The 19,914-nt window shown below is 63.8% G+C and carries 10 protein-coding genes and 1 rRNA gene; 7 read left to right on the top strand and 4 right to left on the bottom strand.

Going from position 1 to position 19,914, the window contains the following annotated elements:
• Position 1: 1 nt before the first annotated feature.
• Positions 2 to 2,851 carry a DEAD/DEAH box helicase gene (locus KY497_RS02595; protein ID WP_258185824.1) on the bottom strand — a complete coding sequence of 950 codons (2,850 nt, stop codon included), beginning with the start codon at positions 2,849 to 2,851 and terminating at the stop codon, positions 2 to 4.
• A gap of 256 nt (positions 2,852 to 3,107) precedes the next feature.
• Between KY497_RS02595 and KY497_RS02590 the strand changes: the two genes are divergently transcribed.
• Genes KY497_RS02590 through drmB form a run of 3 tightly spaced genes read left to right on the top strand, consistent with a single transcriptional unit; the run spans position 3,108 to position 12,707 of the window.
• Complete coding sequence (locus KY497_RS02590) at positions 3,108 to 7,742, top strand: DEAD/DEAH box helicase (RefSeq protein ID WP_219869755.1); 4,635 nt, start codon at positions 3,108 to 3,110, stop codon at positions 7,740 to 7,742.
• Complete coding sequence (locus KY497_RS02585) at positions 7,739 to 10,936, top strand: helicase-related protein (protein ID WP_219869754.1); 3,198 nt, start codon at positions 7,739 to 7,741, stop codon at positions 10,934 to 10,936. Before KY497_RS02590 ends, KY497_RS02585 begins: the two co-directional genes overlap by 4 nt.
• A complete protein-coding gene (gene drmB, locus KY497_RS02580; protein WP_219869753.1) occupies positions 10,929 to 12,707 on the top strand; it encodes a DUF1998 domain-containing protein in 1,779 nt (592 codons plus the stop codon). Before KY497_RS02585 ends, drmB begins: the two co-directional genes overlap by 8 nt.
• Here the strand turns inward: drmB and KY497_RS02575 are convergent.
• On the bottom strand, positions 12,612 to 13,085 hold the full coding sequence (locus KY497_RS02575) for a very short patch repair endonuclease (RefSeq protein WP_258185955.1): 474 nt from the start codon (positions 13,083 to 13,085) through the stop codon (positions 12,612 to 12,614). The two genes, drmB and KY497_RS02575, sit on opposite strands and share 96 nt — an antisense overlap.
• Positions 13,086 to 13,225: 140 nt before the next feature.
• Here KY497_RS02575 and KY497_RS02570 point away from each other — a divergent pair, with 140 nt between their 5' ends.
• Complete coding sequence (locus KY497_RS02570) at positions 13,226 to 14,320, top strand: DNA cytosine methyltransferase (RefSeq protein WP_258185823.1); 1,095 nt, start codon at positions 13,226 to 13,228, stop codon at positions 14,318 to 14,320.
• Between the two features lie 20 nt (positions 14,321 to 14,340).
• Positions 14,341 to 15,024, top strand: a complete 684-nt coding sequence (locus KY497_RS02565; protein ID WP_219869751.1) for a DUF6994 family protein — start codon at positions 14,341 to 14,343, stop codon at positions 15,022 to 15,024.
• 159 nt (positions 15,025 to 15,183) lie between these two features.
• Here the strand turns inward: KY497_RS02565 and KY497_RS02560 are convergent, their stop codons facing one another.
• Positions 15,184 to 16,686 carry a SulP family inorganic anion transporter gene (locus tag KY497_RS02560; protein WP_219869750.1) on the bottom strand — a complete coding sequence of 501 codons (1,503 nt, stop codon included), beginning with the start codon at positions 16,684 to 16,686 and terminating at the stop codon, positions 15,184 to 15,186.
• Positions 16,687 to 16,817: 131 nt separating this feature from the next.
• Positions 16,818 to 17,021 (bottom strand): DUF2283 domain-containing protein, encoded by a 204-nt coding sequence (locus KY497_RS02555; protein ID WP_219869749.1) that lies wholly within the window; start codon positions 17,019 to 17,021, stop codon positions 16,818 to 16,820.
• Between the two features lie 174 nt (positions 17,022 to 17,195).
• Between KY497_RS02555 and KY497_RS02550 the strand changes: the two genes are divergently transcribed.
• Both KY497_RS02550 and KY497_RS02545 read left to right on the top strand, forming a co-directional pair.
• Positions 17,196 to 17,516, top strand: a complete 321-nt coding sequence (locus KY497_RS02550; protein ID WP_258185821.1) for a hypothetical protein — start codon at positions 17,196 to 17,198, stop codon at positions 17,514 to 17,516.
• A 532-nt stretch (positions 17,517 to 18,048) separates the two neighbouring features.
• Positions 18,049 to 19,572, top strand: a 16S ribosomal RNA gene (locus KY497_RS02545).
• Positions 19,573 to 19,914: the final 342 nt, after the last annotated feature.

Genomic DNA, 19,914 nt, shown 5'->3' with positions numbered 1-19,914 from the left:
CTCAGGCCTCCTCAGGGACGACGACGAGCAGCGGACGGGCGAGGTGTCGTGCGGGAAGCATCGAGCGCGCTGTGCGTTCCTCGTCCTTCACGGCGGAGCGTCGACCTTTGAGATCCGCACGCTGGACGAGTTCGCCCGACGTCTCGATCCACGACTCCACCCGCTGTGACCATTCGTCGACGCGACGGCGTGCGTCGGCCGCCGCGGCCTCGGTCGTCACCTCGAGATGTGCGACGGCTCGGTCCACGGCGCGCGGGATGAGATCCTGCAGCGCCTCGACGCTCTCGACAGCACCCGGGTTCGTATGCGCCGAGGTGATGCCGAGGTCGGCAAGCGCCTCTCCCGCACTCGCATAGGGGTGGATCATCCCGCCGGAGACCGTCACGAAGCTCGTCGCGATCACCTGGCCTCGGGCATTGCTGAGGGTGCCGAGCAGCAGCACGGTCGGCACCGGTATGTCACCGCGCACGACGAAGACCTCATTTCGACCGAGTTTCGCGAGTACGCGGTCACCTGCCCAGTCGAGAACAGGATGCAACGGTCCGAGGTAGTGCGTGTCCGGCCACAGACTCTGCCGTTCTGAGGTGTCGTCACGGGCGTCCTTGAGCGAGGCCTTGGCCCGGGTCTCGGTGGTCGCGAGCTTCATGTCGCCGAGCACCTTGCGCTCCTGCAGGTAGCTCTGCGGCAGGGCGGTCAGTCGTTGCTTCAGGTCGTCGGTCGGGCTGAGCTCGACCATCCCGTATCCGGAGTGGACCTTCCAGTCTACGCCGCCCGCACCGAGGTTCTCGGCCGGTGTCTCGAACACCTCATGCAGGGCGGACTGCAGGTAGTCGGCATCCGACTCGAAGAGGCCGGTGGTGCCTCCGTCATCGACGGTGGCGGAGACCGCGGTGGGGGCCGACTCTGAGTAGCCCTGCAGGAAGGCTCGCCATGGATCATCGGAGTCGCCCGCGATGTCGGTGACTCCCGGAACGACCTCGTCGATCGGATTGCCCTTCATCAGCGCCTGCTCGATCGCCTTCTCCTCGGCGGCGACGCTGTACGCCCCCATGAGTACCGCCGCATCACCGAGCGCGCCGTGTGCCTCGTTCTCGCGTTCGACGAGACGCTGCAGCACGCGCATGTCGCCGGAGAATCGCTGGTTCGACGGGCTCAGCAGCATCGTCGTGATCTGCGGTGGGTGCTGCTGGCCGTAACGGTCGATGCGGCCGTTGCGCTGCTCGATGCGGATGAGGCTCCACGGGATGTCGAAGTGGACCAGTTCATGGCATTGCGAGTGCAGGTTCACTCCCTCCGACGCGATGTCACCGGTGATCAGCACTCGGATCGGTGACGACGATTGCTTGAACGATTCGACCACGGCCTGCTGCTCGACGTCGGAGAGGCCACCGTGCAGGATCTCGACCTGGTCGTCCTTCAGCTTGAGATCTTCACGAAGGCGGGATCGCAGCCAATGGAGGGTCGCGACTCTCTCGGAGAAGATGACCACCCGTTCGGCCGAACCGCGCGCGATACCGATCTGCTTGAGGTACGCGACGAGCTTCGTCAGCTTGGCCGACTCGCCCTCGGTGCTGTCCCTCGCCAGCGATTCCAGACGCCGGAGTGCTTCGAGTTCCCGGTCCTGCTCGAGCGTGCGGGTGTCGCCGAGCGTCCGTATGCGGTTGCGCACGGACTCCAGCAGAGCCGGCGGGCTCGACAGGTACGCCTTCGCGAGTGTCCAGGGGAACAGTCCCTTGTTGTCACCCGAATACGGGCTGCTCACCTGCGGATATAGCCAGACCTCGGCGAGCTCGTCGGCGACGGCATCCTCTGCCGGTGACGCGGCGACGACCAGATGCTGCAGCTCCTTGCGCTCCGCCCACTGATCGCCGACCTCGCGCTTGACCTCGTCGGAGTAGCGGTGCCGCCGGATCACGAGGCGATCGAGTGCCTGCGGATCGACGTCGCCGTTCGGCGACACCGCGGTGGGCTCGAGCAGACGGATGAGCTCTGCGAACGACTCCTTGCGACCGTTGTGGGGAGTGGCCGACGCGAGGATCAGGGCCTCGGTGTTCGGTGCGAGCACGCGCGCGAGGGCGTTGTTCTTGGTGACGCCGGTGAGGTTGTGTGATTCGTCGATGACGACGGCATCCCACTGCTGCCGGCGCAGGTGGTTGAGATAGCGATCCTGCTTGAGCGTGTCGACCGAGATGATCACGCGCTTATAGAGACTGAAAGGGTTGCGGGTGGCGGGCAGCTTCTGACGCACGCGCTGGATGCCCACGGAGTCGAGGCGCACGAACGGAAGGGCGAAGCGCGTCCACATCTCGAACTGCATCTGTTCGAGCACGTGCTTCGGGGTGACGATGAGGATGCGCTCGCCGCGTCCGCGACGAACGAGCTCGGAGAGGATCATCCCGATCTCGATCGTCTTGCCCAGCCCCACCGTGTCGGCGAGGAGGACGCGAGGGCGGAGCTGTGCCGAACTCAGAGCCTTGCGCACGGCGCTGCGCTGGTAGCCGAGGGTGTCGGTGAGCATCCGCGTCGAAACCGACAGGTCGCCCTCGCCGAGCGGGAGAGGCGTGCGGCGCAGGGTGGACTCCAGCCACAGGCGGCTCTGCCGGTGTCCTGGGGATGTGTCGGAGCGAAGCCGCGCGGCGCGTGGATCGAGCGGCACGATGTCGTCGAGGCCTTCGTAGAAGGCAGCGCGGGTGTCACGGACCAACTCGGAGAGTCCGGTGACCTCGACCAACAGGCCATCACGTGTCGGAGACGCATTCGTCACGAGCCAGTCGGCATCGCGAACCGTGACGATCGAGCCCGGAGCCACATTGAGCGTGCTCGGAGCGGCATCCTGATGCGATGTCTGCACGACTTCGTACCTCCCCTGACCGGTCTGCGGTCGATCCGCTCTCCGCCATCGTATCGATCCGATCGAGGCCGGAGAATTTATCGACTCGTCGGACATTCGACGGCTCGACTTCATGCGGACGGATGAATCCTCCTCCATAATGATCGCCAGGGGGTGGCGTTCGAAGGGGAATGTCTGAGGTCCTCCGTAACGTCACTCGGCTGAGCACTCGCCTCGGCGCGGACGAACGTTCCGCTGACAGGAGGAGAGGTTCGACATGAGCTGGCCGGAGCTGATGGATCCCGCGTTGCAGGATCACATCTCGGAGAGACAGTCCAAGGCGCTGCGCGTCTATGAGGAAGACCACGATCTACTGGTGGAGCATGTCCGTCAGGAGGACAGCTTCAAGTCCGGAGGCTACGGGACGAGGCAGATACCGGAGCTGCTGCAGAACGCGGTCGATGCGCTCGCCGCAGGCGGAGCGCCGGGAATGGTCGAGTTCCGCCTCGCGGACGGCGCACTCTATTGCGCCAACGAGGGTGCGGGATTCGACGCCGACGGCTTGACGGCCGTCACCTACGCGTTCCTGAGCTCGAAGCGCGGCGACGAGATCGGCCGCTTCGGGCTGGGTTTCAAGTCTGTGCTGGGCGTCAGTGATCATCCGCAGATCTTCAGCCGTGCGGTGAGCTTCGGGTTCAACGCCCCCGAGACCGCTGAACTGTTCACCGGCATCCCCTCCGCCGGAGGCCGTTTCCCGCTGCTGCGTGTGCCCAGCATGATCGATGTCGAGACGGCTCGGCGCGAGGATCAGAACCTCGCGGAGATGATGGGGTGGGCGACCACGATCGTCAAGCTCCCGCTCACCCGCGCGGGTGCACGTCTGCGCACCGAGCTGGAAGAGTTCAAGCCTGAGTCGCTGCTGTTCTTCAAAGGGCTCAACCAGTTACGGATCACGCTGCAGGGCCGGCCAGGGACGGCAGCCGTCTCGCGCGACTTCCTGCGGGAGACCCAGGAGAAGGATGGCGAGGTGGTCATCGTCGATCGTGACGGAACACGGACTCGCTGGCTCTTCGCAGAGCGAACCTACACACCGACCATCGATGTCTCTTCGACACTCCCGGAGACGGCGCTGCGTCAGTCGATGACGATCTCCTATGCCGTGCAACCAGGGGTGCGTGCGACCACAGGTCGACTCTGGGCATGGTTCCCGCTTCGCGATGAGACGACTGCGAGCGGCATCTTCAACGCTCCCTGGCAGGTGAACGATGACCGTACATCCCTCGTCCCCAACTCCAGACTGAATGCCGCGATGCTCGAGGTGGGCGCGCAACTCTTCCTAGACGTCGTGGCGCGCGCCGTGACGGTCGACGACCCGGCGGCTCATCTCGACCTCTTCCCCGCTCGAGGGCGAGAGATCAAGAGTGCTGCCGACGCGTATCTCTCGGCAGCTGTCCCGATCCTCGCGAGGTCGCGCCCGCTCATCCCCGACGTCTCCGGACAGCTCAAAGTGTCCACCTACTTCCGAGGCGTGCCAGATCTGGAGAAGACCCCGATCGGTTTCGAGGCCGCCCAGTTGTGGCAGGGGCGCGCGCCGCGTGAAACGATGCCGCATGCCAAGTGTTTCTCGACGCCGGCCCGACGCGCTCGGCTGAGGTCTCTGCTCGGGGGTGCGGAAGGCGAACGGAGTCCTCAGGAATCCGGCGCAGCCGGCTGGCTGGCGGAACTCGCTGACGAACAGGACCCCGGCGGCTCACTCACCGCGCTCCGAGTTCTCGCTGACCTTCGTCGTGGCGCACCGACCACATATCAAGCTGCCGTCGCCGCGAGGATCCTTCCCCTGGAGGGCGGAGAGTGGGCTCGCGCAGATCAGAATCAGACAGTTCTTCTCCCTGTGCCCGATGCCACCGTGCCCGACGGAGTCGAGCTCGTGCGTGCGGACTTGGCCGAACTGGCCGCAGACGAGCTGCGAGCCTTCGGTTTTCGGGAGATCTCGGGCGACGAGGCGGCCGCGGCGCTCGCGGCCTCGGCGACCGATCGCTGGGAGGAAAGCGACTGGGAGCGCCTCTGGAGGGCGCTGGATGCGGCGACCCCTCGCGTAGCGTTGAGTGCCGTCGAGAACATACGCCGGCGCGGGGTCACTGTTCTGATGCGCACGCAGGCAGGCACATGGCGTGCAGCGCCTGACCTCATCGCGGACGCTTCGATCGCGCGCGATGTGCCCACTCGCCAGATCGACCCGGCAATGGCTCCGAACGTCGCCGTCCGTGCTGCTGCTGGCGCGGTGACCGTGCCGGAGCGCGATCGCCCCATCTGGCGTGACGGTCTTCGGAGCGAGTACGTCTCGACGATCGAAGACCTCGCGCGGCGCTACCTTTCGGCGAACGGGCTGACGGCTCCGAGAATCGACATCCCCGAGCTCTCGGGAGTCGGTCCACTCGATCTGCTGCTCGACAACCTCACGGAGCAGGACAGGGTCGCATGGACGCAGGCCGTGCTCACTCGGATGGGTGCGTCGGAGTTCATCCTCGTGGTCCCTCTCGGGGGGCGCAGAGCCGAGATCCGGATGCCCGCCATGGAGTGGTGGGCTGTAAGCCGCTTCGGGCTGATCCAGACCTCCATCGGCGCTCGTAGGATCGGTGAGGCACTGTCAGGGTCGTTGCGGCGGTTCGCGCCGTTCCTTCCGGTCGCGGACGCGGACATCGTGGCGGGGCTCCCTCTGCCGAAGACCGTCGAATCGATCCCGGACGGGATGCTCACCAGTTTTCTGACCGCGGAAGGCTATCCGGCGACGCGCCCCGAAGAGTTCGCGGAGTTGATCGTCGAATGCGCGCGCAGGTCCGACCTCGCAATCCCAGAGCGTATCCCCGCGATCTCCAACGGCAGGATCCTTCTGACGCCTCGGGAAGAGGTCGCCGTCGTGGTCGCCGGAGACGGCATCACCGATCTCGACGAGTCGGGAGTCGCCTACATCCCTGTCGATGAGAACGGTACGAACCTGACGACCAGATGGGGGCTGATGTCCGCCGAGGACGCACTTCACCAGTCGATCGAAATCCGCGGCGCAGGTGAGGCAGTCCCTTTGTGCGACATCCACCCGAGTCTTCAGAGCAATGTCGCAATGCTGCTTGCGAAGGTCACCGTGACCCGCGCCGACAGCATCCAGCGGGTACTCCAGAGCGCGAGAGGCGTGAAGAAGAAGCGGCTCCGAATGACGCATCAGGACAATTCCGTGGTCGTGGACGCATCGCTCGACGTGGAGACCGCGCTCGCCGCGGTATCGGCCGCCCTCGAACTCGGGCTGACGTCGGACGATGTCCGAGGCGTGCTTCGCAGTGACGAACGGATGCGTCACAGTGAGCTGATCGCATCGGCGCGAGCAGCACGCAACGACGAGCGGAGACTGCTGATACTCGTCGATGCGGATTCGCTTCGAACCGCGCTACCGGACGGCCTCCTGGAAGCGGTTGAATCCAACACCGGGGCTCTCGACGATCGCGGCGTCGCTGAACTCTTCCTTCGGGTGCATGGCCAGGATGCGGTTCGCGAACTCAGAGACGTCCTCCGCCGTCGGGGTATCGCCGTCCCTGAGCGATGGGACGGGTCGCCTGCCGCTCAAGCCGCGGTGAAGAACCTCGGTTTCGACACGTCGTTCGCAGGAACACGTGAGAGTCGGCCATCAGCTGTGAGCCATATCCAAGGCCGACTGACCCTCAACCCGCTTCACGACTATCAGCAGGAGGTGGCGGAGAAGATCGGGACTCTCGTTGCCGCAGAGGAATCCACCGGTCGGCGTGGGCTTCTGTATCTGCCCACCGGCGCGGGGAAGACCCGTGTGACGGTGGAGGCGTTGGTCCGACTGATGAAGTCGGGGGAAGTCAGGTCTCCGCTCCTCTGGATCGCCCAGAGCGAAGAGCTGTGCGAACAGGCCATCCAGTCGTTCACCGAGGTGTGGAGAGCCTTCGGGGACGAGCGTCCTCTCGACGTCAGTAGGTTCTGGGGTGGATACGAACTCGATGAGTCCGACGAGGAGCTTCATGTAGTCGTCGCGATCGATGCGACGCTGGTGCGTCGCTTGGGGGAGCCACAATATGAATGGCTGACGCAGCCCGGCATCGTGGTGATTGACGAGGCGCATACTGCTCTGTCCAAGTCGTACACGGACATTCTCCGAAACCTCGGGCTCACGGCTGCTCGCACGGATCGGCCGTTGCTCGGGCTCACCGCTACCCCTTTCCGCGGACGAAACGATGAGATCAATCGCCTCTTCGCTCAGCGGTTCGGGGAGAACCGACTCGAGTCGCTTGACCCCGACGATCCAATCCACCAGCTCAGGTCATGGAACGTCCTCTCCGAGGTCGACTATGAGGTGCTGAACGGTGTCGAGATCGGCGTCGGTCAGCAGGACGCCGAATTCCTCAAGATGAAGGAGGTCTCGGCGAACATGCTCGCAGCGATCGGCCAGGACATGCGTCGGACGCTCACCGTGATCGAGCACATCAAGGAGCAGGATCCAAGCTGGCCGATCCTCGTCTTCGCGGCATCCGTGGCATCCGCGCATACGATCGCTGCTCTCTTGCGGCTGGAGGGCGTCAGTGCGGACTCCGTCGACGGAAGCATGCGCAGGCAGCAGCGCAGGCGTGTGATCGAGCAGTTCAAATCCGGCGATACCCGAGTGCTGGTCAATTGCGATCTGCTCACGCAGGGCTTCGACGCTCCGAAGGTCCGTGCGCTGTACATCGCCCGCCCGACCTTCAGCCCGAATCGGTACCTGCAGATGGTCGGTCGGGGACTGCGTGGGCCCGCGAACGGCGGCACTGAGCGGTGCCTGATCGTCAACGTCGAGGACACCTTCGAGCAGTTCGGTGAAGACCTCGCATACAACGAGTTCAACTATCTCTGGAGCAAGGCATGACCGACATCGAGACGACCACTCTGACCGACACCGCTCAGTCGATCACCGATCCGCGCGAAGGAAGGGCTGCAGTCGTCGCTGAAGTGCGACGTCGGTGGCTGGGGCCGCTCGACGGAGAGCGCGAGGTCTTGCAGCGCAGCCCCGTGTACGCATACCTGGTGGGCACGCTCTACCCGGTCGAGCAGGGAACGGCGGTTCCTGTCGAACTGGACGAGGTCGAGGACTCGGCCGGAGCGGTGGCCGAAGAGGAGGAGATCGAATGGGAATCGACGGCCGATGACGGTGAAGGCGGTGACGCCGAGATCGAGGACCTCGGCGTCAACCTGACGGGTGCGTTCGGGTGGGCGCCGGCGTCGCTGGGGGTGTCATTCGTTCATGGAGGCTCGTCGCTGAGCATCGATCTTTCGGCCGGGGTGTACGAGAAAGGAAGTGATGAGCAGTGGACGCGGCGACCGGTGGCGGGTCGCGAGTTCATCGAGGTCGGCGCGAGTGGTGAGATGTCGGTGCTCGAAGGACGGGCGAAACTCTCGTGGCGTTCGAGACATCACGGGGGGCGCTGGCTGACCACGGTGGCGCTGTCCAACGACGCGGAGGTCGCGGCGGGCGAAGCCAAGCGATACCCGGAGCGGTGCCTCTTCCAGGTGGAGCTGTCGTGCTCGGATGAGACCGGCCTCCTTCCCTATCCGCAGACGAGCGTGCACGTCTCCTCTGACGATCGCGAACTGGCATTCCGCTATCGGGACAAGCCGTCGTTCGCGATTGGACATGGCGTCGCCGTCGAGTGTGTGCCGGAGGCGGCTCCGGTCACCGTACGAACATCAGTCATTCCGCAGACCGAGGTGAGCGCGATCCGCGCGAAGCGGGGTGCCGGCGATGCCGTCAGGATGCGGTGGCTCTCGGATGACACGGTGGCGGTCCCTGACCTCGTTGAGGGGTTGTCGTCCGTCGCCCAGGAGTACGCGGAGTGGATCTCGGAGCAGGAGGCTGAGGCCTCGGAGTTGGATGATGCCGACCGCGCGATCGCGAAGAGCATCGTGGAGCGGCAACACCGCGCGCTCGCACGTATCGAGGAAGGCATCCGAGTCCTCAGCGAGGACGCTCAGGTGCTGCAGGCGTTCCGGATGGCCAACACCGCGATGCGATGGCAGATGCTGCGGCAGCGGAAAGTCGTCAACAAGGAGACTCGCTACGGTCGGAAGCTTTTCGATGACAAAGGCGCGGACGAACCGACGTGGCGCCCGTTCCAGCTGGGATTCATTCTCAGCGCGTTGGCCTCGACCGTCGATGATGCGCATGACGATCGCGACCTCGTCGATCTGATCTGGTTCCCCACCGGCGGAGGCAAAACCGAGGCGTACCTCGGCCTAGCCGCGATCGAGATGATCCGACGCAGGCTGGCCCGTGGACACAAGGGTGGCGGGATGGCTGTGCTCACGCGCTACACCATGCGACTCCTCACCGCACAGCAGTTCCAGCGTGCGGCGACACTCATATGCGCGCTGGAACTGATGCGTGCGGACGATGAGAGGCTCGATGAAGCCCCCGATTTCTCGATCGGTCTCTGGTTGGGCAACTCCACCACTCCAGGCACGTACAAGCAGGCCGAGAAGCAGTTGCGTGAAGCCAGGCAGCAGAGTCGACCGGACAATCCTTTCCAACTCCTCGAGTGCCCGTGGTGCGCCGAGTCGATCATGCCGCCACGCAAGACGTCGAAGGATCGCCGATACGGGGTGAAGGCGAGCGCCTACGGGTTCGAGTTTTTCTGTCCGGATGACGATTGCCCCTTCTCCGACACGCTTCCGGTTCAAGTCGTCGATGAGGGCATCTACGCGAACCCTCCGACGATGCTGGTGGCCACAGTCGACAAACTCGCGCGTCTGGCCTGGATATCGGACGGGTCTCGGATGTTCGGGATCGACAGCATCTGCGATCCACCCTCGCTCGTGATCCAGGATGAGCTGCATCTTCTGTCCGGACCGCTGGGCACCATCGTGGGCGCGTATGAGGCCGCCATCGGTGCGCTGCTCCGGTGGAACGGCACAGGGCCCAAGACGGTCGCTTCGACGGCGACCACCCGCGCGTCCGAGGACCAGGTCCGGGGGCTGATGGCGAAGAGGGTCGAGGCGTTCCCGCCTGCGGGGCTGCACGCTGAGGACAATCACTTCTCCGAACCCGACCCCGACGCCGCGGGAAGGCTCTATCTGGGCATCATGCCACAGGCTCACACGCCTTCATGGTCGATCGGACAGATCGCGACCGAACTCCTCGACGCCCCGGTCGCCACCGGGTTGGCGGGGGAGGCGAAGGATCGATACTGGACACTCGCGGTGTACCACAACAGCCTCCGCGAACTCGGGCGTACGGTCACGATCCTTCGGGATGACGTTCAGAGCAACCTCGCGCGTCGGTCCGGCGGCGAGAAGCCGACCCGCGCCCTGGGCGCCGAAGGGGTGGAGGAGCTCAACGGCAACGTCCCCTCGGACGAGCTCATCCGCCTCCTGCAGCGGCTCGAACGTGGGCCGGAGAACGCGGATGTGATCGATGCGCTGGCGACGACGAACATCATGTCGGTCGGAATCGATGTCCAGCGGCTCGGGGTGATGCTGGTGAACGGCCACACGAAGACGACCGCCGAGTACATCCAAGCGACCTCGCGTGTCGGTCGCGGGACGACGCCGGGGCTGGTCGTCACGATGTTCCGATCGGGAAAGCCGCGAGATAGATCGGTGTTCGAGTCGTTCAACGCGTACCACAGCGCCTATTACCGGTTCGTCGAACCGTCGAGCGTCACGCCGTGGTCGCTGCAGGCGCGACGTCGGGCCCTGCGGGCAGCGCTGGTCATCCTCGTGAGGCATGGCGTAGGCAGGAACGGCAACGCCGATGCTGCGTATTTCGACCCCGATTCGGCGGGTGTGAAGAAGGCGGTCTCGTTGTTGAAGGCGCACGTCAGGTGCGCCGACGAACGCGAGTCGGAACAGGTCGGCGTCGAGATCGACGAGGCCGTCCTCGACTGGGTGGAGGTACGCGAGCGGGCTTCGCGAGCCGGAAAGTCGCTCGTGTACCAGTCGAAGGACCCAGAGGAGCGCTTGCTCCGTCAGTTCACCGAGCCGGGAGGGGGCTGGCCGGTGATGAACTCGATGCGGAACGTGGACAGGGTCGTGAAGGTGCGGGCGAAGGGAGAGCGAAATGGTTGAGTCGACGGTGAAGACGATCCGAGCGTCCGAGACGGTCGCCCCATACGGTCCGGGGGCGATCGTGGACATCCTCGGTCAGTCGTTCATGGTTCCGACCGGAGACAAATGGCCTTCTCAGAAGGTGCGAGAGCGGGTCGACTCGGCCCGACTCGCCGATGCCCTGCATGTGCAGGAACTGTGGGCGGCCCCGACGACCCACGAACCTGAGAAGGGAACGGTGCCGGGACTCGAGTTCGTCAGGTTCCCCGGGTGGCTCTTCTGTCAGGTGTGCCGCCGGTTGGTCAAGTGGAGCCCCAAACTCGAGACCGGTCGGGCTCCACACTGCACCGAGACCGGGTGCGACGGGCGGCTCGTCCCGATGAGGTTCGTCCTCGTCTGCACTGAGAACAGTCACCTGGGTGACGTTCCATGGGCCGACTGGACACATCGTGGATCTGAGGGCGACTGCAAGTCATCCGAGAGATTGCGCTTCCGCACGCTCGAAGGAGTCGGTGACGGCTTGAGCAGTCTGCAGGTGTCATGCGACGCCTGTGGAGCGAAGCGATCGCTGGGTGAACTCCGCCGCGATGCGTTGGCCAAAGACGGATTCACCTGCAGAGGCACCCAACCCTGGGAAAGTGAGTGGACCGGTTGTGGGAAGCCTCTGGACGCGCAACAACGCGGCGCGACCAGCCTCCACTTCAGCGACTCCGTGAGCGCCATCGACATCCCGCCCGTCCCCAGTCGTAGTTCTGACAAAGAGGACGCGATCCGTGGTCACGGGCTGTTCGACAGCCTCGGCGCCGCTGTCCCGGCGTTGCGCGACGGCATGATCGCGCAGATGGCCAGGAACCTCGGGGTGTCGGCGGAGGAGATCGAGGCGGTGGTGGATGACGCCGGACCCGTCGAACGTCGCGAGATCATGAGCACCCTTCAAGGCGACGAGTTCGAAGCATTCGTCCGGGCGGTTTCGGGAACCGCGCCGATGCATGACTTCGTGACGAGGCCGATCGAGCTGCATCCGAGGGGTGAGGATGCCGGCGATGGTGTCACCGCGAGGATCCAGGACGTGGTCCTGGTCGACCGGCTCCGCGACGTCCGAGCGGCGCGAGGGTTCCGCAGGTACTCGCTGGAGGCGACCGCCGTCCCGGCGGTGCCGACACAGCCCTTCGAGAAGTCCTGGCTGCCTGCCGCCGAGGGATACGGCGAGGGGATCTTCATCCGCTTCGACGCGGCCGCTGTGGAGGAATGGGCATCCCAGCCCTCGGTCCGAGCGCTCGAGCAGACTCTCCTGGAGCATCAGAATGGTTCTGCTCTGGGGCTTCGCCTGCATGTCGTCTCGGCTGAGTACGTGTTGCTTCACTCGTTCGCGCATCTGTTGATGCGGGAGCTGGCTTTCAGCAGCGGGTACACGGCGTCCTCCTTGAAGGAGCGGATCTACTGCGAGGCCGCCGGCGATTACGGGGTCTTCATCTACACGACCACGGCAGATGTCGAAGGGACGCTCGGGGGTCTTGTCCGCCAAGGAGAACCGGACCTACTGGTGCCGGCGATCGTGGCAGCTCTCGAACAGGCCGCGTGGTGCCCGAACGATCCTGTGTGCGCCGAGTCGGAACCGCAAAGCATCGACGGGCTGAACCTCGCTGCGTGCCATGCCTGCAGCCTCGCGCCCGAAACGTCGTGTGAGTCGTCGAATCTACTGCTCGACAGGACGTTCGTCGTCGGCGGAGGGAAGGTCGTCGGCTTCTTCGGTCCTGTGCTCGACGCGATGCTCGGGCAGCGGGTGGGCTGAGCGCACTCTGACGGCTTCGATTATCCGGGCGGCGACGCGATCGACGTCCGCCCGGATCTCGTGCTCCCAGACGCGCACGACCATCCAGCCTCGGTTCCTGAGCACATGGTTGGTGTCGGCGTCCCGGGCTCGATTGGTCGCGATCTCGTCAGACCAGAACGCGGCATTGGCCTTCGGTGCCTGGTGGTGCTCGGGGCACCCGTGCCAGAAGCAGCCGTCGATCAGCACGGCGACTCGACTTCCCCGGAACAAGAGGTCGGCAGTGCGGCGAAGACCCGGCTCAGGGCGTGCGTTCCCCCGGTATCGGAGGCCCGCCGCGTGCACGAGCCGTCTGACTTGCAGTTCAGGGCCGGTGTCTCGGCCACGGTTCGCGCGCATCGAAGCTCTGGACCCGGGGCTGGTCGGCCAGGATGCGGATCTCTCCGACGCCAGCGATGCTTCCATCCGTCCATCCTGCTACGCCGTAGGATCAGATCAACCCGACTTGCGCAGTGGGTTTCGAAGGCCTGGGAGGCACCTTGGAGAACCCGATCTCCGTCCTCGATCTATTCGCCGGTGCGGGCGGACTCAGTCAGGGCATGCATGAGGCATCTCCGCGCTTCGATGTGGTCCGAGCCGTCGAGAAGGACCGCGACGCGGCTGCGACATTCGCGCTCAATCATGGCGAGGGCATCACCTATCAGGGTGGGATCGAGGAGTGGCTGCGCGAGGAGACGGTGCCGTCGGTGGACGTCGTGATCGGGGGGCCGCCGTGCCAAGGGTTCTCGACTCTGGGCAAGCAGGACGCAGAGGACGAGCGGAACACTCTGTGGCGGGAATACGCGGAGACGATCATCCGAGCCCGACCGAAGTACTTCGTGCTCGAGAACGTCGCCGTGTTCGCCAAGTCGCCTCAGTTCCGCGATCTCACGGACGCCACAGGAGCAGGCGGTCTCCTCAGCGACTACTCCTTCGAATGGAGCGTGCTCAATGCCGCGGACTTCGGGGCGCCTCAGGCTCGCAAACGCGCGATCCTGATCGGAAGACATCGAGACATGCCTGAGATCGGCTTACCGGAAGCCACCCACAACCGCGAAGATCATGTGAGCGTCGGCGAGGTCTTCGCCGGGATCCCTCATTCGGTGGGCCCCTCGCTCGAAGATCGTCGGATGGAGATCGACGGTCGGGAGCACCGCGGAGCATGGGCGTCTCGAGAGCTCCATGTCGGACGGGACTACGCGGACATCTCGCTGCGCAGGTTCGCCGAGATTCCGCCCGGTGGTAACAGATTCGATCTGCCTGACGAGCTTCTCGCCCCCTGCTGGCGGAAGCACAAGTCCGGCTCTGGCGACGTGATGGGCAGACTCCACCTCGACCGGCCGTCGGTGACGATCAGAACCGAGTTCTTCAAGCCGGAGAAAGGGCGGTACCTGCATCCTTTCGCCCACCGCGCGATCACTCACTACGAGGCCGCGGTTCTTCAGGGATTCCCGATCGAGTATCGGTTCGCGGGTTCCCGCACTGCCATCGCTCGGCAGATCGGTAACGCGGTGCCGATCCCACTCGGACGGGCGATCGGTCGGCTGCTCGCGACGGCGTTCAGTGTCGACGCCGTCGACGCCTTGCTCCGATGAAGCGTGCTCAAGTCCTGGATGTGACTACCGACTTCCAGGACGACGCCGGTCGTCGCGATCCTGATTCATACAGCTCGCTCCTGCAGAGCTACCACCGGCGACTGTGGAGCAAGCCGCTTCCCGGGGGTTCGACCTTCACGCTGACGGCGGATCGCATCGGCTCGGTTCGGGTGCTTCGTCATCGGTCAGAACTCGGAGAGTTCGTACTCTCCAGTGACACGCTCGCGAATTCGAACCGTGGCCGACTGCGCGGCTTCTACGAGGCGATGGGCGAGGAGTCGAACACCGCGTGGCATCGGGATGGCGGCACCATCGGCGGACGTCTCGTGTTCCCGCGTAACCGGATCGACCGCAAACAGACGATCAACCAGCGGCGTGGCACGCACCCGAGGATTCGGGACCGATTCGACCTCACCCTTGAAGCGATCCGCCGCCATTACGTCTGTGAGGAGAGTCCGCTCACCGAGGCGATGCGCGCTTACGCCGACTTCTTCGAGCTGTTCGAGAGCTTCGACCGCTACGTCGACTTCTTCCTGCTTCAGGACCTCGTGGACGAGACCGGCGCGGTCCGGTTCTATCTCCCGTTCGAGGGATACGAAAGGTCACCGCTTCCGACGTCGATCGAGCAGTACAAGCAGTTCCGCGCGCGACAGCTGGACTTCGTCGCATCGCGGAACTCAAGGATGCTCGGCGCTGTCTCCTAGCGAACTGTGCGATTTACCCGGGGTAGATCGCACATGGATCCGTATCCACCGGCTCAGTTGCGCGGAATGCTCGCACCGGTCGTAGGGCGATGGGTTCGCCTCGCGAAGCGACCGTGCGTGACCGTTCGCGCCAGATCGAGCCGGGGCCGCCGACTGTCGCTACTCGAACCCACCCGTCAACCGCCCCCGCATCCGCTGACTGCTCTCGTTCATCCCGACGATCTCCACCGTCTTCCCCAACGCCTGATACTTCGTTTCGATCGCATCCAACGCGGCCACGGTCGACGCATCCCACACATGCGACCCCGACAGATCGATCACGACGCGACCGGGATCGTCTGAGTACGAGAACAACGTCGTCAGATCATTGCTCGACGCGAAGAACAGCTCCCCCTCCACGACATACGTAACGACAGCCCCATCAACACCCAAAACCCGAGTCACCGTGACGAAGTGCGCCACCCGCCGCACGAACAGCACCGACGCGACCAGCACCCCACCGACCACGCCGACGGCAAGGTTGTGCGTCACCAAAACCAACAAGACAGTAGAGACCATCACGAACGTCTCGCTCTTCGGCATCCGCTTCAACGTTGACGGACGCACGCTATGCCAGTCGAACGCCCCGATCGCTACCATGATCATCACGGCCACGAGCGCTGCCATCGGGATCGTCCCGACGAAGTCGCCGAACACGACCACCAGCAAGAACAAGAAGAGGCCGGCGCAGAACGTCGAGATGCGGGTCCGCGCGCCCGAGGCCTTCACATTGATCATGGTCTGACCGATCACGGCGCAGCCGCCCATGCCGCCGAAGATCCCCGACAGCACGTTCGCCACGCCCTGCCCCCACGCCTCGCGACTCTTGCGCGAGTGGGTGTCGGTGATCTCGTCGACGAGCTTCGCGGTGAGCAGCGACTCCAGCAGTCCGACCACGGCGACCCCGAGCGCGAACGGCGCGATGATCGTGAACGTCTCCCACGTCAGCGGAACGTTCGGGATGAAGAGAGAGGGCAGGCTCCGCGGCAGCTCGCCCTGGTCCCCGACAGTCGGCACCGTGATGCCGAACGCCAACACCACTCCCGTCACGATGACCACCGACACCAGCGGCGCCGGCACGATCTTGGTGATCTTCGGCATCACCAGCATCACGACGATTCCGAGCGCCACCAGCGGATACACCAGCCACGGGACATCGATCAGCTGAGGGAACTGCGAGCTGAACACGAAGATCGCCAGCGCGTTCACGAACCCGACCATGACGCTGCGGGGGATGAAGCGCATGAGCTTCGCGACGCCGACCACCCCGAGGATCACCTGGAAGATGCCCGCGAGGATGACGGTCGCAATGAAGTAGTCGAGCCCGTACATCGGCGCGACCGGCGCGATTACGAGCGCGACGGCTCCGGTCGCCGCGGTCACCATCGCCGGCCGCCCGCCGAGGAACGCGATCGAGACCGCCATGATGAACGACGAGAACAGCCCCACCTTGGGGTCGACGCCCGCGATCACCGAGAACGCGATGGCCTCGGGGATGAGTGCGAGTCCGACGACGAGACCTGCCAGCACCTCGCGGGTCAGCATCCGCGGATTCTTCAGCGCCGTCAGTACAGAGGGGTTCGCCCGGTAGCGGGCACGATCATCGACCGTCGTTGCAGACATAGAGCTCCAGGGGAAGGCGCCTCGAGAATGAGGCAGACGCTCCAGCGTAGGGCGGAGCCGTCTCGGTCGCAGGCGATCCCGTCACCGTCGCGGTCGAGGTCGTACACATCCGGCCCGACCACCTGCCCGCCCTATTGCAGAGGTTCGGCCGCTGCCAGAACGGACGCGGGCAGTGTGTCTGAGGCGAAGAGAATCTCTAGACCGAGGAGCTTCCCCTCCTCGGTGAAGTCCAGGATGAACTGTCCGGCGATGCCGTCGTTGTGGGGCACCTCGACCTGATGCCTCGCTTGGCCGGGCGCAATCGCGTCCACCAGCATCATGTACGCGGCGTCCACTTCGGGATCGTAGGTGGGTCGCATGTCAGCCCTTCGTGACGGTGATGGTGATGCGGGACTTGCCGTCCACGATGACACGGATCCGACTGACGCCACTGACGAGGGAGCCACCCCTCTTCCCCCACGCCAAGCACTGAGCCATCATGAAGACGACCCCCTACAGAGGAGATCACCTTGTCGCTTCCGCACACCCCGTCGGAGACCACTGCTGTCGCTGGACTCCCCGGAGTGTTGATCATCGCGAGGATCCGTCGCCTTCTGATCCTCGCCGTGATCGCCGCGCTGGTGTACCCCGCCCTCATGGTCGCGAGTAGAGCCACCTGTCCTGGTGGCATCGATGGCAGCGGGGCCCTCGTGGCGGTCGCGATCGTCGTCTCACGCGTCTGGTTCTTCCTGATCCCGATGGAGGGGTTCGCCCCCGGCTCCTGGACGGTCTTCAGCCCATTCCCCTTCGGCAACATCGACGTCACGACCACACCCATGACCACGGAGTGAGGCACGACAGGGGTAGGAGAGTCGCGCGGATAAGCAGGTGCAGGACCGCGACACGCCCGGCGGTCGGCCTAGATTTGCCCGATCCCCGGGATCCGCGTAAATTATTACTTGTTCGCCCCAAACGGTTGAGCGGAGGTCCTCGGACCGGCTCCCGTCAAGCAGCTAACACCTCCCGAATCCCAGACACTCACTGAGTGAACAGGATGAAGGTGCTGATCCGTTCCCACGGTCAGGCCGAGAAAAACTCGGACTTGACAACGGAAACGAGATCGGTAAGATAGAGAAGTTGCCCTTCGGGCCTGGCTGTGATGGCTGGGTCGTGGGAGCATCCGATCCTTGAGAACTCAACAGCGTGCACTTGTCAAATGCCAAATTATCCTCGTCTAGCTTCGGCTAGTTGAGAATTCCTTTGGATCAAAGACCAACTCCTTCCGGGGGGTTGGCAATGGATGAAGTCAGCAATGAATTTGTCTCTTTGGTCAGCATCAAACTCGCTGCGTCACCGTTTTCCCGGTGGGGTATGCATTTCTTTTTTACGGAGAGTTTGATCCTGGCTCAGGATGAACGCTGGCGGCGTGCTTAACACATGCAAGTCGAACGGTGAACACGGAGCTTGCTCTGTGGGATCAGTGGCGAACGGGTGAGTAACACGTGAGCAACCTGCCCCTGACTCTGGGATAAGCGCTGGAAACGGCGTCTAATACTGGATATGTGACGTGACCGCATGGTCTGCGTCTGGAAAGAATTTCGGTTGGGGATGGGCTCGCGGCCTATCAGCTTGTTGGTGAGGTAATGGCTCACCAAGGCGTCGACGGGTAGCCGGCCTGAGAGGGTGACCGGCCACACTGGGACTGAGACACGGCCCAGACTCCTACGGGAGGCAGCAGTGGGGAATATTGCACAATGGGCGCAAGCCTGATGCAGCAACGCCGCGTGAGGGACGACGGCCTTCGGGTTGTAAACCTCTTTTAGCAGGGAAGAAGCGAAAGTGACGGTACCTGCAGAAAAAGCGCCGGCTAACTACGTGCCAGCAGCCGCGGTAATACGTAGGGCGCAAGCGTTATCCGGAATTATTGGGCGTAAAGAGCTCGTAGGCGGTTTGTCGCGTCTGCTGTGAAATCCGGAGGCTCAACCTCCGGCCTGCAGTGGGTACGGGCAGACTAGAGTGCGGTAGGGGAGATTGGAATTCCTGGTGTAGCGGTGGAATGCGCAGATATCAGGAGGAACACCGATGGCGAAGGCAGATCTCTGGGCCGTAACTGACGCTGAGGAGCGAAAGGGTGGGGAGCAAACAGGCTTAGATACCCTGGTAGTCCACCCCGTAAACGTTGGGAACTAGTTGTGGGGTCCATTCCACGGATTCCGTGACGCAGCTAACGCATTAAGTTCCCCGCCTGGGGAGTACGGCCGCAAGGCTAAAACTCAAAGGAATTGACGGGGACCCGCACAAGCGGCGGAGCATGCGGATTAATTCGATGCAACGCGAAGAACCTTACCAAGGCTTGACATATACGAGAACGGGCCAGAAATGGTCAACTCTTTGGACACTCGTAAACAGGTGGTGCATGGTTGTCGTCAGCTCGTGTCGTGAGATGTTGGGTTAAGTCCCGCAACGAGCGCAACCCTCGTTCTATGTTGCCAGCACGTAATGGTGGGAACTCATGGGATACTGCCGGGGTCAACTCGGAGGAAGGTGGGGATGACGTCAAATCATCATGCCCCTTATGTCTTGGGCTTCACGCATGCTACAATGGCCGGTACAAAGGGCTGCAATACCGCGAGGTGGAGCGAATCCCAAAAAGCCGGTCCCAGTTCGGATTGAGGTCTGCAACTCGACCTCATGAAGTCGGAGTCGCTAGTAATCGCAGATCAGCAACGCTGCGGTGAATACGTTCCCGGGTCTTGTACACACCGCCCGTCAAGTCATGAAAGTCGGTAACACCTGAAGCCGGTGGCCTAACCCTTGTGGAGGGAGCCGTCGAAGGTGGGATCGGTAATTAGGACTAAGTCGTAACAAGGTAGCCGTACCGGAAGGTGCGGCTGGATCACCTCCTTTCTAAGGAGCATCTGACTCTTCGGAGTCCAGAACCCAGATCGAAGGCATACGTTCTTCGCTGGGAGCTCATGGGTGGAACATTTGACATGGCATCGAGATCTGATCTCGGAACTAGTACGCCGCTTGCGGTTGGAAGGTTCTGGGTGAGGGGACCGGTGTCTGCACGCTGTTGGGTCCTGAGGGACCGGATGCGCTTTGACCTTCGGGTTGGAAGCATTTGGTTACTCTGGGCCTTTCGTTGTTTCTCCTTGGTGGGAAGCGATGAGGGGCACCGCCCGTACTTTGAGAACTACACAGTGGACGCGAGCATCTTGCAGCTGATCTTCGGATCGGTTGCACAAG

The organism is Microbacterium sp. PAMC22086 (assembly GCF_019443525.1).
Taxonomy (GTDB): domain Bacteria; phylum Actinomycetota; class Actinomycetes; order Actinomycetales; family Microbacteriaceae; genus Microbacterium; species Microbacterium maritypicum.
Note: the sequence above shows the minus strand (reverse complement) of the source record. Positions and strands in the feature narration are given on the sequence as shown.

Excerpts from the sequence above, each read along its gene's own strand:
- KY497_RS02590 (WP_219869755.1), top strand. The coding sequence starts at position 3,108 with ATGAGCTGGCCGGAGCTGATGGATCCCGCGTTGCAGGATCACATCTCG.
- KY497_RS02585 (WP_219869754.1), top strand. The coding sequence starts at position 7,739 with ATGACCGACATCGAGACGACCACTCTGACCGACACCGCTCAGTCGATC.
- KY497_RS02560 (WP_219869750.1), bottom strand. The coding sequence starts at position 16,686 with ATGTCTGCAACGACGGTCGATGATCGTGCCCGCTACCGGGCGAACCCC.
- KY497_RS02575 (WP_258185955.1), bottom strand. The coding sequence starts at position 13,085 with ATGCGCGCGAACCGTGGCCGAGACACCGGCCCTGAACTGCAAGTCAGA.
- drmB (WP_219869753.1), top strand. The coding sequence starts at position 10,929 with ATGGTTGAGTCGACGGTGAAGACGATCCGAGCGTCCGAGACGGTCGCC.